Source organism: Campylobacter concisus (assembly GCF_002913765.1).
GTDB classification, from domain to species: Bacteria; Campylobacterota; Campylobacteria; order Campylobacterales; family Campylobacteraceae; genus Campylobacter_A; species Campylobacter_A concisus_BB.
The window spans coordinates 83859-97014 of the sequence record NZ_PPCH01000026.1; the positions used below are offsets into that span (position 1 = coordinate 83859).

Annotated in this window: 13 protein-coding genes; 9 read left to right on the forward strand and 4 right to left on the reverse strand. The window is 37.6% G+C overall.

Going from position 1 to position 13156, the window contains the following annotated elements:
- Nucleotides 1-6: 6 nt before the first annotated feature.
- From ftsA to CYO89_RS09715, 3 genes are all read right to left on the reverse strand, one after another.
- The gene (ftsA, locus tag CYO89_RS09705; RefSeq protein WP_103598133.1) at nt 7-1425 is read right to left on the reverse strand and encodes a cell division protein FtsA; all 1419 of its coding nucleotides are present in this window, start codon (nt 1423-1425) and stop codon (nt 7-9) included.
- A gap of 5 nt (nt 1426-1430) precedes the next feature.
- Nucleotides 1431-2888, reverse strand: a complete 1458-nt coding sequence (locus CYO89_RS09710) for a peptidylprolyl isomerase (RefSeq protein ID WP_103598134.1) — start codon at nt 2886-2888, stop codon at nt 1431-1433.
- Nucleotides 2889-3027: 139 nt separating this feature from the next.
- Nucleotides 3028-3615, reverse strand: coding sequence for a class II aldolase and adducin N-terminal domain-containing protein (locus CYO89_RS09715; RefSeq protein WP_103598135.1), 588 nt, complete (start codon nt 3613-3615; stop codon nt 3028-3030).
- 126 nt (nt 3616-3741) lie between these two features.
- On the opposite strand from CYO89_RS09715, the gene rsmH reads away from it, so the two are divergent.
- Genes rsmH through CYO89_RS09730 form a run of 3 tightly spaced genes read left to right on the forward strand, consistent with a single transcriptional unit; the run spans nt 3742 to nt 6901 of the window.
- Nucleotides 3742-4665, forward strand: coding sequence for a 16S rRNA (cytosine(1402)-N(4))-methyltransferase RsmH (gene rsmH, locus CYO89_RS09720; protein ID WP_103598136.1), 924 nt, complete (start codon nt 3742-3744; stop codon nt 4663-4665).
- A 2-nt stretch (nt 4666-4667) separates the two neighbouring features.
- Nucleotides 4668-4961: a hypothetical protein gene (locus CYO89_RS09725; protein ID WP_002940285.1), complete on the forward strand. Its 294-nt coding sequence runs from the start codon at nt 4668-4670 to the stop codon at nt 4959-4961.
- On the forward strand, nt 4952-6901 hold the full coding sequence (locus CYO89_RS09730) for an FUSC family protein (RefSeq protein ID WP_103598137.1): 1950 nt from the start codon (nt 4952-4954) through the stop codon (nt 6899-6901). The genes CYO89_RS09725 and CYO89_RS09730 overlap by 10 nt, the downstream gene beginning before the upstream one ends.
- On the opposite strand, the gene CYO89_RS09735 is transcribed toward CYO89_RS09730, so the two are convergent.
- On the reverse strand, nt 6880-7386 hold the full coding sequence (locus CYO89_RS09735; RefSeq protein ID WP_002940170.1) for a hypothetical protein: 507 nt from the start codon (nt 7384-7386) through the stop codon (nt 6880-6882). The genes CYO89_RS09730 and CYO89_RS09735 overlap by 22 nt on opposite strands.
- A gap of 103 nt (nt 7387-7489) precedes the next feature.
- Here CYO89_RS09735 and CYO89_RS09740 point away from each other — a divergent pair, with 103 nt between their 5' ends.
- Genes CYO89_RS09740 through CYO89_RS09765 form a run of 6 tightly spaced genes read left to right on the forward strand, consistent with a single transcriptional unit; the run spans nt 7490 to nt 13151 of the window.
- Nucleotides 7490-8356, forward strand: coding sequence for a D-amino acid aminotransferase (locus tag CYO89_RS09740; RefSeq protein WP_103598138.1), 867 nt, complete (start codon nt 7490-7492; stop codon nt 8354-8356).
- The gene (locus CYO89_RS09745; RefSeq protein ID WP_103598139.1) at nt 8353-8796 is read left to right on the forward strand and encodes a DUF523 domain-containing protein; all 444 of its coding nucleotides are present in this window, start codon (nt 8353-8355) and stop codon (nt 8794-8796) included. Before CYO89_RS09740 ends, CYO89_RS09745 begins: the two co-directional genes overlap by 4 nt.
- A complete protein-coding gene (locus tag CYO89_RS09750) occupies nt 8789-9283 on the forward strand; it encodes a chemotaxis protein (RefSeq protein WP_103598140.1) in 495 nt (164 codons plus the stop codon). The genes CYO89_RS09745 and CYO89_RS09750 overlap by 8 nt, the downstream gene beginning before the upstream one ends.
- Nucleotides 9280-11295 carry an SH3 domain-containing protein gene (locus CYO89_RS09755; RefSeq protein WP_103598141.1) on the forward strand — a complete coding sequence of 672 codons (2016 nt, stop codon included), beginning with the start codon at nt 9280-9282 and terminating at the stop codon, nt 11293-11295. The genes CYO89_RS09750 and CYO89_RS09755 overlap by 4 nt, the downstream gene beginning before the upstream one ends.
- Nucleotides 11296-12615 carry an ATP-dependent DNA helicase gene (locus tag CYO89_RS09760; RefSeq protein WP_103598142.1) on the forward strand — a complete coding sequence of 440 codons (1320 nt, stop codon included), beginning with the start codon at nt 11296-11298 and terminating at the stop codon, nt 12613-12615. It abuts the gene before it with no gap.
- The gene (locus CYO89_RS09765; protein WP_103598143.1) at nt 12612-13151 is read left to right on the forward strand and encodes a hypothetical protein; all 540 of its coding nucleotides are present in this window, start codon (nt 12612-12614) and stop codon (nt 13149-13151) included. The genes CYO89_RS09760 and CYO89_RS09765 overlap by 4 nt, the downstream gene beginning before the upstream one ends.
- Nucleotides 13152-13156 lie beyond the last annotated feature (5 nt).

Below are 13156 nucleotides of genomic sequence, written 5' to 3' on the forward strand. Positions count from 1 at the left end.
TTCTCCTCAAAATAGTTGTGTCATGCTGTGCCAAAATTTCTTTAAAGCACTTGGTTTTTTTTCTTGCTTACTTATATCAGCGATATTTGCAAGCTCGTTTTTGTTGTTTGTTTGCTCTAAATTTATATCCATATTTACAAGCTCAATGCCCTCTTCAAAATCATCTTTATCCTGTTTTTTTGTTTCAAATTTCTCTTTTTTCTCTTCTTCAAAAATATTGAAATTTGCTTTTGGCTTTGATCTTAACTCACCTTTATACCTCATCTTTTTTTCTGAGTCTATCTCATAAGGTGTAAATTCACCAGCGCCATACATGCAAAGTCCTATGGCACAAGAATTTGCTGGATCTCTTAAAATTTCATATAGGCCGTCCATCTCTTTTGGTCTAGCGATCCTAACTGGCATGTTGTCAAATATCGCAGAAGCTAGGTCTTTTAGCCCATCAAGCTTTGTCATGCCGCCAGTTAGTACTATGCCAGCGCCAACTAGATCTTTGTATCCACTATCTTCAAGCATATTTGCAAGCACCATCACAGTCTCTTCTGCTCTAGCTGAGATGACATTTGATATAACATCAAGTGAAACTTCGTGAGTCTTTTGCTCATCACCAAGTCTTGGAAGCTCGATAAGATCAACTGATTTATTTACCAGTTTGCCATATTCTAGTTTTATCTCTTCAGCTTTTGGCAAAGGAGTATGAAGCGCCATTGAAAGATCTATGGTTATATTTGCAGAGCCAACGTGTAGATATGAGTTATATCTTAGTGAATTTCCAGCATGCACTACCATATTACATGTCTCGCCGCCCATATCTATAAGCGCAACACCAAGTTCTTTTTCGTCTTTTGTTAGTGTTGCTATGGCTGAAGCGTAACCAGAAAGAACTACGTTATCAACCTGCACACCTGCTAAATTTACAGCCTTTCTTAGGTTGCTTAGTTGTGATTTTTGGATACTTATGATATGAGTTTGCACTTCAAGTCTAGTGCCATTCATGCCGATAGGGTCTTCTATAAATTCTTGTCCATCCACCTTAAAGTTGTAAGGCAAGACGTGAAGTTTTTCGTATTCTGGTGAAGTCTCGGCATTGTGATCTGCCATCTGCATAGCACGCTCTATCTCTTTTATGCCTATTTCATGATTTGGTATATTTACTACGCCACTGCTATTTACGCTTTTAGTATATTTTCCAGATATCGAAACTACTACTCTTTCATAGTGTGTTCCCGCAACTTTTTGCGCTTCTATGAGTGCATTTTTTATAGATTTTGCAGCTAATTCAATGTTATTTATAGCACCTTTTTTTATACCTTGTGCTTTTTCTGTGCCTATTCCTATTATTTTTATGCCATCATCATTTTGCTCTGCTATAACGGCGCAAATTTGAAATGATCCGACATCTATGCCTAAAATTCTAGTACTCAAAATTTTTACCTTTTGACATATTCTTTAACTTCATAATATTTTAGAAGCTTGTTTGTTAAATCTTTTATCAACTCGTTGTTTTTAAGCATTGCAACATTTTGTTGTGTTATTTGCTTATAGTTGTTATTTATATTGTTAGTAAGCAATCTTTGTTCCAAAATATCGTACACTACGGCTTTGTCATCTAATATAACATAACCTTTTGTGTTATTGGTGTCAAAAAGTTGAGATACAAAAGCTCTTGTATCGCTCTCATTTAAGCCCGCAATAGAGCCATTTACCTCTCTGCTAACAAAGCCAACATCTGTGCCTTTGAAGTTTTGTAGAGTCTCTTTTGCTTTTGCTGTTAAAATTTCTTTTTCTTTTTTGCTTTTGTAAATTTCAAGCACATTAGCTCTTGCTTGTTCAAAGCTCATAGGTTGTGGAGGAGTTATGCTTTTTACTCTAGCTATCAAATAGCCATCTTTATAGATAAATGGTTTTATCACTTCGCCAACTTTTGCGCCCTTTATCTCATCAAGTGAAAAAGTAGCGTTGTCCTCATTTACGCTTACAAAACCATTAGTTGCAAGTTCAGCTTTTTTAACAGCGACATACTTTTCTAAAGCGTTAGTTTTACTTTGCTCTATGTTATAGTCTTTATTAACCTCAGCTTTTACCTCGCTAAAAGGTTTTATCTTGTCATCAGAACCCTTATATTTATCTTGGTTTTCGTTATAGTAAGATTTTAAAACGCTTTCGTTTGCGTCGCTTTTTTCTGACTCGACAAAGTATGTATCTATACCATAAAGTGTCTTTGTCATATAGTTATTTTTATTTATCTCCCAAAGATCTTTTAGCTCTTTCTCATCTACTTTGATATCGTTTTGATCAGCATTTACTACTTGCACAGCTAATTTATCTTGCATGAAAAAGCTAGCTTCCATCATAGCGATATCTTCTTTGCTAGCAGGTAAATTTAAAATAGTTCTAAGTTTATCTAGCAAGATAGTTAGTTTTAGATTGTCTTCAAAATCAGTTGGGTTTATCCTGGCTCTTCTTAGCACATCGTAGTATAAATTTTTGTCAAAAACACCGTCTTTTTGAAATGTTGGATCGACGATTATATATTTTAAAACATCGTCTTTATTAACGCTAAGACCGATATCGTCTGCAAAATTTAATAATAAATTTTCTTGAATAGCAGCTTGAAGTGCAGCATTTTCTAAGTCTAACTCTTCAGCTTTCTCTTGAGTTAATTTGCCTTCAAATACATTGTTGTAGTACTGATATAACCTATCATATTTTTGTTGCAACTCTTGAACGCTTATATTTCTATGTCCTACTTTAGCTACTGAAGTAGCTCTGTTGCTGTTTAGATCGTATGCGCCCCAGCCGACAAAACCAGCACCGACAAAAGCTATCGTGCTTACCCAAATTGTCACGACTAGGTATTTTTTATGTTTTTGCATCCAAGATAACATTAAGTTCTTCCTTTAAAATACTAACAAAGCTTGTGCGATATTTTATAGAAATTTGGCTTAAATAAGCTTAAAATGGGGCTTTATAAAAACGTTTCTTGCTAAATTTTTACTAACATTTTTTATCTTTGTTAGTAAAAATTTAAATGCTAAAATCGCTGTAATCACCAGTAAAATGAAGCAGTTTGCAGCTATTTTCTAACAAAGCTATATCTTTTGCAAGTAGTTGAGGGCTCCTGCTATACGCATAAACGCCGTATCCTTTGATCACAACGACGTTAGTATTTTTCTCTATCATCGCTCTATAAATCTCTGTCTCAGCACGCTCATACCAGTCGTCAAACTGCTTTGGATCATAGACTAAAATTTCATTAAATCTTATGCATCCAAAATAGTCTTTTGGTGCGATCTTTTCATGTTTCATTGCATAAGCTGTCACGTATGGAGGCATGGCGTAGCAGACAAATTTTGCTTCATTTATGTTTTTGTAGATATTTAAGTGTATATCAGCATCTAAGCTTGCATCATTCCAGCGGTAGTCTTTTTTTGATGAAAGAAGCGTTAGATCACTATCTTGCAAGTCGTCAAAAATGGCACTTTGCTTGTTGATGATAAATTGATTTTTTTCTACCCTTGCTGAGATAGAACCATGAAAAACACCAAAAAAATTCTTTCTAAACATCGAAAGAGATATCTTTTTTATCTCATTTGTTGAGTGCAATAAGTCCATTTTTTCTCCTATGTTTTGGTGATTATATTTAAGCTATCTTAAAATTTGTGTAAAATTTTATGTAATGATAGCTTTTTAAGTAAAATTTCGATAAATTTTCACACTAATTTCATTAAAGAGGCAGTGTTGCAAAGTCCGCATATTAGCGTTTTACTTGACGAAGTTTTATCTTTTTTTAAAGGCCTGCGTGGAAATTTTATAGATTGCACGCTTGGATATGCTGGACATTCTAGTGCTATTTTGTCTCAAAATGAAAATCTAAATTTGATCGCCTGCGACAAAGACAGCGAAGCTATAAATTTCTCGCTCAAAAAACTTGAGCCATTTGGCAGCAGAGTGAAAATTTATAAGAGCAATTTCTCTGAGCTTATTAGCAAACTTAGCAGCGATGAAATTTCAAATGTTAGAGGGATTTTAGCTGACATTGGCGTTAGCTCTTTGCAGATAGATAAAGATGATAGAGGCTTTAGCCTTGGCTCAAGCGCGCTTGATATGCGCATGGATAAAGAGCGAGGATTTAGCGCCTATGACGTGGTAAATGGCTACTCGTTTGATGAGTTAGTTAGGATTTTTAGGGATTACGGCGAGCTAAAAAATGCCTCTGGGATCGCAAATAAGATAATAAATGCTAGAAATTTAGGCAAGATAACGAGCGCAAAAGAGCTTGCAAACATAATAGGCACAGCTCAGATAAAAGGGCGCGGTGTTAGCCCTGCTATCCTTGCCTTTCAGGCGATCAGGATAGAGGTAAATGGCGAGCTAGATGAGCTAACAAATTTGCTTGATAGCATAGAAAAGGGCGGTTTTAAAGATTGCTTAGTGGCGATCATAACATTTCACTCGCTTGAAGATAGGATCGTAAAAGAGCGCTTCAAAAAGTGGGCAAACAGCTGTATCTGCCCGCCTGGCATCTACCGATGTGAGTGCGGAAACAACCACGAACTGGGTGAAATTTTAACCAAAAAACCACTAACAGCAAGCCAAAGTGAGCTAGCGCAAAACTCACGAAGCAAGAGCGCAAAACTGCGTGTTTTTAAGATAAAGGGATAAAGATGCAAGAAAAAGAAGAGCTGCTAACACTTCACGACGAGGAGCAAAAACGTGAGGTAAATTTAAGCTTTAAGACGCTAGTGATGGTCTATCTGGCGGTTTTTATAGCGCTGGCTCTATTTTTGCCAAAAATTTATATAGCAAATCAAATTTATTATATAAGTAGAGATATCGCCGACATCAGTGGCAAACGAGATATGCTCCTTGAAGAAAACAGAGCTCTTAGCATAAAGCTTGAAAATTTGCGTTATAAAAATCAAATTTTAAACAATATGCAAGAGCGTCAATGGAAATAATTAAGAAATTTAAAAGCTTTATCCGCTACTACGACCCTGCAAATTTCCAGCTCATCTACTCGCTAAAAGCTGCCACAACCATCGCCTTTAACTGCTTTTTGTGCTTTTACTTCTTTCATCTAAGCGGTGCTATCATGGCTGTAAATATCACGATGGGTATCTTCTTTCTTGGCGAGCTTGAGTGCAAAGATAGGAGCAAATTTGCATTTTTGCTGCTTTACATCGCGCTTTCTTGCGCTTTTATGCCCTTTGTTGGTCCATTTATCAGCCTTGGCGTTTGGCTCTCGCTTATCGTATTTGTCTGGATATTTGTGGTGGGCATTAGCCAAATTTATAGCTCAAATTTAAACAAAATTTTACTCGCTGTAAATGCAACAGGGCTAGTTGCCTTTGTGACAAAGGCCGCAGTTGGGCTAAATGTGGTTGAAAGCATCGGCGGACTTATCTTGGCTGGCGTGCTAAGCATCATCATAAAATTTGAAAATTTTGGCAAATACGGAAAATTTACTAAAAAAAGCATCGGCTTTTTACTAGATAACGCCATCTTATCGAGCAAGGCGCTTGGCACGAGCCATTTTTACGCAAGTATCGCAGATTTGATGAGCTCGATTGATAAATCAAAAGAAATTTTCGCAAACAAAAGCCTAAAGATAAAAGATGTTAAGCTAGTTAGAAATCAAGCCAAAGCACTATTTTATTTTTATAAAGTTGAAGAGATCGCTCTTTTGCTTCGAACATTGGGCGCTTCGTTTGAAAGGATCGAGGACAGAGCGCTTTTAATCGAGGTAAAAAATGAGATCGCTTACAACCTTTTTGAGCTTAAAAAAATTTTCAAAAATCAAACTCCAAATCTAAAATTTGAGGCGCTAAATTTAGCTAAAAACTCAAATTTTAAAATTTTTGCAAGCTCACTAAGTGTGCTATATGATAAATTTTTGCTTATAAAAGAGGGCGGCGAGGACAAACTCTCGTTTAACAACACAAAAAAGATCACGCTAAAAGAGGCGTTTAAAAAGCTAAATTTAAAAAATGAAATATTAAAAGAGTCTTTAAGGCTTGCCATTTGCATGTCGATAGCCATTTTTATAGCGCAGGCGATGCATATAAATCATGGAATTTGGATCGCCATAGCAGTGATGAGCCTAAACAAAAGCGATGAAGATGCTTTAAAAAATGCTGGCAGAGATAGCCTTCTTGGCGGAGTTATCGGCTTTTTTATCGCACTTGTTTTTGTGAAATTTATGGGTGAATCATACGCATTTTACGTGGTTGTCTTTATCGGTATGTTTTTGGTTTATTATCTAAAATCTTACAAACAAATCGTCTTTGCAACGGCTTTTATGTTTGAATTTACAGCCATTTTTTCGCTTATAAAAAGAGATTTTTTAGCCCTTATGGTCGATAGACTACTTGACGTGGCAGCTGGCTTTTTGATAGTTTTTGCTACCTATCTGCTAACTAGGAAAAATGACTATACGGCGATAAAAAATAGCTTAAGCAGTGCCTTGATAGGTTTTAGAAATTTAGTGCAAATTTCTCTAAATGAGTCAAACAAAGATGCTTTTAGCACGGATGAAAAAAGGGTTTTAGGCTCGCTAAATGAGCTAAACTACGCTATAAAAGTTAGTAAAAATTTAGACGATGATAATATGAAAAATGCAAAATTTATAGCTAGCAAGCTTGATGATATAAATAGCGATCTGGTTAAGCTTAGAAATTATCTGAATTTAGACGAGTTAAAAGAGAAAAACGCCTTGCAAAATGATATAAAAATCATCTCAGATAGGTTTTTGATGTTAGATAAAAAGATCAAAAAACTTCCATATTATTTCATAAACGAGATAGAAGCGAAGCTGCTTTGCAAAGATGAAAACGTTAAAAAGCTAATTTTACGAGTTGCTTTAAAACAAAATGAAATTTACTCAGCGCTCTCTTTTTGAGAGATTAGCTTTTCATATATATATTGTTCTAAATCTTTTTTTGAAACGTCATTTTTAAGAGCGGTGTTGTAAATTTCTTCAACCTTGCTTGAATACTTTTCATATCCAAAATATGGAAAATGCACGCTCCAAGCCTTTTTTATAAGATCCAAGCTTATCTCTCTTCTTGCCCAAACCTTAAACATGTCAAAGCCGATAAAAACAGCTGAAGTGACGATGGTGGTTGCGATTATCGAGATGTGCGCGTCAGCCTTTGCTAAAAAGTGGTGCGTGATGATAAGAAGCGGAAACAAGACTACAAAGCAGATAAGTGCGTAAATTTGATAGAGCTTTACGTGGTTAAATCTAAAATTTAGCTTTGCGCCATCAACTAGCATACCTTCGTTAAAAAGGGCATTTGCTTCAAGTAGATCTCTAAATAAAACTGGCTGTTTTGAGACGAAAAAAATATTTTTAATGATAGTGTTTCTTAGATTTTCTTTCATTTTTTATAGACTTTTTACCTTAAAAATTTCAGCTCATTGTATCTAAAAATCTATAAATTCAAACAAAATTAGATACAATTTGCACAAACTTAAGGAGCTAAAAATGGCAGATAAAGCTTTAGAAACGGTCTTTTTAAATGGCGAGTTTTTGCCAAAAGATGAGGCAAAAGTTAGTGCGTTTGATAGAGGATTTATATTTGGCGATGGAATTTATGAAGTAGTGCCTGTGATAAATTCAAAAATGGTCGATAAAGAGGGCTTTTGGGCGAGATTTGAGAGAAGCTTAAACGAGATAGATATAAGCCTGCCTTACGAAAAAGATAAATTTGAAGCGATATTAAATGAGATGATCGCCAAAAACGCCTTAAAAGAGGGCGGAATTTACATGCAAGTAACAAGAGGCGTGGCGTTTAGAAATTTCTATTTTATGGAAAATTTAACCCCAAGTGTCTTTATCTTTTGCTACGAGAGTGAAATTTTAAACAACCCAGCTGCAAAAACTGGCATAAAAGTGGCAAGCGTCGAGGACATAAGGTGGAAAAGGCGCGACATCAAGTCGATCTCGCTTCTAGCTCAGTGCTACGCTAAAAACGAGGCTCACAAAAAGGGCGCGGACGAGGGCTTTATGGTAGAAAATGGCTTTGTCACGGAGGGGTGTAGCTCGAGCGCTTTTATCATCAAAGATAAAACTCTCATCACCAAGCCACTTTCAAATGAAATTTTACCAGGGATCCGCCGTATGAGGCTTTTAAGGATCGCTAAAGATATCGGACTAAAGATAGAGGAGCGTAAATTTAGCATGGACGAGGTTTACGCGGCTGATGAAGTCTTTATCTCGGCTGCTACGCTCATACTTTTGCCAGTCATATATGCTGACGGCAAGGCGATAAACGGCGCAAAAGTAGGCGAAATTTCAAGCAAACTTCGTGAAATTTATGCTAGTGAGCTTTTAAAAGAAGCTGGACTTTGAGAGAAAAGGTCCTAATAAGCGCTTGTCTGGCTGGCATAAACTGCAAATTTAACGGCGAAAATAACCTTTTGGATAGAGGCGTTTTAGATGAAATTTCAAAAAAATATCATCTGCTTTTTGTCTGTCCAGAGGTTTTTGGCGGACTTAGCACGCCAAGAGAGCCAGCTGAGATGAAAGGTGGCTTAGTCGTTACAAAAACAGCTAAAGATGTGAGCGAAAATTTTAAATTTGGGGCTGAGATTTGCCTAAAGATAGCTAAGCTAAATGGCTGCAAAAAGGCTATTTTAAAAGCTAGAAGTCCAAGCTGCGGCAGCGGGCAAATTTATGATGGAAGCTTTAGTAAAAAGCTAGTCTTTGGCGACGGCGTAGCGGCAAAGCTGCTAAAAGAAAATGAAATTTTAGTTTTTAGCGAAGATGAGATAGGGCGGCTTGATGTTTGAGAGGCTAAAAGATAACGTCATGCTCGAGGTGATCTTTAAATACATCATCTTGCTGCTACTTTTTGCCTGCGTGGTTGGACTTTTTGCAAGCGGCGTGCTATTTTTAAAGGGAGAGATGAGCGAAAATTCGCTAAATTTGCACATTTTCTTTGGCTTTAGCTTGGTTGTCCTCACCATAATCCACAGCTACGTCAAGAAGAAAAAGCTAAAAAAGCTAAGCCTTGAGTTTAAAAATATCTTAAAGCATAAGCCAGTACAGATGGACTGCAACACGACAAGGTTTTTAAACGCGCTAAATGATGTCAAAGTGGGCGAGCTTTCAAAGAAATTTGGCTCAGACATTGCAGAAATTTTAAGATCAAACAATATAAAGGTCAAGGATCAAAACGAGACGATGAAGCAAATTTGCAAAAACAACGATGAAAAGATGTTTTATATCTTTGTTTTGATCGTCGAAGCTATATTTAAGGATAAGGAAGAAATTTGAAAAAAGGTATATTTTTAGCACTTAGTGTTGCTTTGTTTTTGGGTTGTTCGCAGACAACAAAACCAGAGCCAAACAAGCAGCAAAATGCCCTGCCAGACGAAAATGTCTATAAGCCAAATGAGCGCATCAGCTTGCTTGAATTTGAAGTAAAACAAGACGCCTCGTCGCTACCTCAAAATATGCAAAGTGCAAGTTTTGCTCAAGATGAAATTTTAAAAAGAAGATTTAAAGTTTTTACTCTAAGAGGTGTGAAATTTAACCCAAACGACGCTTTTTGGGCGTTTAATGTATATAAACCAAGCGAGAAGAGAAAGTATTTTGGCTCAAATTTTAGGCAGATACCGCAAAGCTGGTTTGACGCACAAAAGGATAATGCAAATTTCGCTGGCTTTTTGCAAATTTCAGCTTACGCTCTAACTTCAGCAAACACAGCTGTGAGAAATTTCCCAACCGACGAGCCGATATTTTTAAACCCGCAAACCCCAGGTGAGGGCTATCCGTTTGATTATTTGCAAGAATCAACCCTAAGCATCGCTCATCCGCTCTTTGTATCGCACCTCTCAAAAGATAGGGCATGGGCGTTTGTGAGTGATGATGCGGTTTGGGGCTGGGTGAAGATTGAAGATATCAAATTTATAAGCGATGAAGAGGCACTTGCCTATCAAAAATCAAGCTTTGTAACGATAAAAACCGACAAGATGCCAGTTTATGACAAGGGCGGAAACTTTTTATTTTACTCACGTGTCGGCGCGATACTGCCAGTTTTAGCGCAAGATGACAAAAACTACTACGGCAAAATTTATGTAAGAAATATGCTTAGGGAGTTTGTCCTCCCAAAGTCTTTTAGCGCCCTTTTTCCACTTAAATTTAATGATTCAAATTTAAAAACTATTCTTAGCTCGCTTCTTACTCAGCCTTATGGCTGGGGCGGGGTGGATAAGCTAAGAGACTGCTCGCTTTTTACAAAAGACTTGCTAGCAAGCTTTGGCGTGTGGTTACCTAGGAACTCAAGGGCGCAGGCAAATATGGGAGAAAAGATCAATCTAAAAGGCCTTAGCAACGCTGCAAAGAGCAAAGAGATAAAAGAAAAGGGCGTGCCATATCTCACGCTCGTGCATCTACCAGGTCACATCATGCTCTATGCTGGATATAAGGGCGATGATATTTACGTCGTGCATGATGCTTGGGGGCTAAAGACTACAAATAATGGCCGTGCGCTAATCGGAGCGACCGCGATAACTACGCTAAATATCGGACAAAACAGAAGCGACATACAAAGTGCAAATTTGCTAATCTCAAAGGTTGATTCTATAAATGTGATGAGGCCTGAGCAAGGGATGCTGGATAAGGCTAGAAAGATCTCAGCTTTGCAACGAGCTTATGGCGTGAAGATCGAAGAAAATTTGGTTAAATTTAGTGATGGTACGAGCTTAATCTATGATGATTTTAAACAAAAAGATGAAGAGTGCAGCACTGGCGCTGACATAGAAGATATGAACGCGCTTGATTACGCTGCGTTTTCGCCACTTAGCGCGGCGCTTAGTGATGCTGGTAGATGCAGAAACTACGAGCTTTTAGGTAAAATTTATGGCTCAAGCGAGAGCGCAGTAAAAGCAAATTTGGTTGATGTTATCTGGCTAAAGGATTTTTTAAATTTACCTTTAAAATTTAACTCTAAAAATGGCGCCGCAGCTGCCTTACAGGATGTGAGCAACGAGCTAAACGAAATGGCAAAGAGCGATCCAAATTTACTTGAGTACCTAAAAGATCCAGGCGGGACATTTAAGTGGCGCATCATCGCTGGCACAAACCGCCTAAGCGCGCACAGCTACGGCATCGCGATCGATATAAATGTAAAAAAGAGCCACTACTGGCAGTGGAGTAAGGGCTATGAGAATTTGATCCCTGAAAAAATCGTGCGAGTATTTGAAAAGCATAAATTTATCTGGGGCGGACGCTGGAAGCACTTTGATACGATGCATTTTGAGTATCGCCCAGAGATGTTTGAGTAGATGAAAGATCAAATTTTAGAAATTTTATCTCGATCAAACGTCTTTTTAACAGGCGGCGGCGGTGTTGGCAAGAGCTATCTAACCGCCTCCATCATCAGACACTACAAAGAAAATTTCAAAAATGTCGTCATCCTTGGCTCAACTGGCATAAGCGCTGTTAGCCTTGGGGGAGTGAGCTTGCATAGCTTTTTTAAATTTGGCTACTGCAAGGACTACGAGGAGCTAAGACGGCTTGACTACCGCCAAAAAGATAAGCTAAGCAAACTACGAAATATGTTAGATGCTTGCGATCTACTTGTAATAGACGAAATTTCGATGGTTAGCTCAAATGTTATGGAGATGATAAGATACCGCTTGCTCACCTCTAAATTTAAGGGTAGGGTGCTTATAGTGGGCGACTTTTATCAGCTGCCACCCGTGCAAAAAAAGCAAAATGAGAGCAAACTTTTTAACTTTTTATACGCTTTTAACTCCAGTGCGTGGGAGGATATGAAATTTACAAATGTTGAGCTTTTGCTCTCAAAACGCACTAATGATCTTAAATTTTATGAAATTCTCTCTCGTCTTAGAGTTGGCGAGCTAGATGATGAGATGATGGCTTATATCGAGAGCTTGCGAGTGGATGCTATCGAGCCAGATAGTGAGACTAGCGTGCTTTTTGGCAGAAACGCAGAGGCTGAGATGCTAAATCAAAAGAGGCTTCTCGCGCTTAATGCACCGCTTGAAATTTCAAACTCGGACGTGCTTGTTATGGATGAAAATTTAGACAAAAAAGAGTTTGAAAAGTGGGCAAACACGCTAAATATCTCGCGAAATTTGGAGATGAAGATAGGCGCAAAAATCATCTTTACTTCAAATAAATGGGGCGAGTACTATAACGGCGAGCAGGGCAAGATCATGCAAATTTTAAAAGAAAATGGCGCCATTTCAAGCGTGATCGTGCAAAAAGATAGCGGCGAGATCTGCGAGATAGAAAAGTGCGCTTATAACTTTTGCGCGCTAAATTTAAACGAAGACGAGATCGAGGAGAACGTGCAGGCTTCGCTTTATCAGTTTCCATTTAAGCTTGCCTATGCGCTAACTATCCACAAGTCTCAAGGCATGAGCATAAATTCGCTCATTTGCAACATCAACCACATCTTTGCCAAAGGACAGCTCTACGTCGCACTTTCTCGTGCAGTAAATCCTAAAAATTTAAAACTTTTTTATGATAAGAAAAGTGATTTTAGGCAGCATTTAAGAAAAGTGGTTAAAATTGACGACGAAGTTAAGAAATTTTACCAAGAAAACGTATTTTTGCATATTAAGGAGAGTTTATGAAAAAGCTACTTTTAAGCCTTGTTTTTGGCGTTTTTGCATTTGCAGACGTGCTAAAAGTGAGTGACTTTCAAACAGATATCTACTCAAAAGCTGGACAAAATTTAACAAAAAAGATAAGTATGAACCTTGAAGTCGTCGGACGTGATATGGAGGAGAACGAAGCATACGTGCTTGATGCGCTAAACGTCGTTGTTGGCAGCTTTTACGTGGAGGACATCCTAACCTCAATGGGAAAAGAGAAATTTAAAGAGCTCTTTATGAAATACGCAGCCAAAAAACACTCTCTTGACATCGACGACGTGCTTATTTTAAATATCAAAGTGATAAATAATTTGGAGCTAAGTGAGATCATAAAAGCGATAAAAAGCCAAAATTTATGCTCTGATCCAAGCGTAAATGAAGATGTGATGACAAAGCCAGAAAAGAAGAAAAAAGGCAATGAGATCATCATCTCGCCTGATCCAAACGACATGGTGCAAAAGCCGATCGATCTAAATAACGTGCAGGAATTTGGAAAAGACTTTGGGCAGAGGTGAGTAAA

Bases quoted from the DNA above. Each gene is read 5' to 3' on its own strand.
- CYO89_RS09760 (WP_103598142.1), top strand. From the start codon at position 11,296: ATGAAAGATCAAATTTTAGAAATTTTATCTCGATCAAACGTCTTTTTA.
- CYO89_RS09765 (WP_103598143.1), top strand. From the start codon at position 12,612: ATGAAAAAGCTACTTTTAAGCCTTGTTTTTGGCGTTTTTGCATTTGCA.
- CYO89_RS09740 (WP_103598138.1), top strand. From the start codon at position 7,490: ATGGCAGATAAAGCTTTAGAAACGGTCTTTTTAAATGGCGAGTTTTTG.
- CYO89_RS09725 (WP_002940285.1), top strand. From the start codon at position 4,668: ATGCAAGAAAAAGAAGAGCTGCTAACACTTCACGACGAGGAGCAAAAA.
- CYO89_RS09750 (WP_103598140.1), top strand. From the start codon at position 8,789: ATGTTTGAGAGGCTAAAAGATAACGTCATGCTCGAGGTGATCTTTAAA.
- CYO89_RS09730 (WP_103598137.1), top strand. From the start codon at position 4,952: ATGGAAATAATTAAGAAATTTAAAAGCTTTATCCGCTACTACGACCCT.
- CYO89_RS09710 (WP_103598134.1), bottom strand. From the start codon at position 2,888: ATGTTATCTTGGATGCAAAAACATAAAAAATACCTAGTCGTGACAATT.
- CYO89_RS09715 (WP_103598135.1), bottom strand. From the start codon at position 3,615: ATGGACTTATTGCACTCAACAAATGAGATAAAAAAGATATCTCTTTCG.
- CYO89_RS09735 (WP_002940170.1), bottom strand. From the start codon at position 7,386: ATGAAAGAAAATCTAAGAAACACTATCATTAAAAATATTTTTTTCGTC.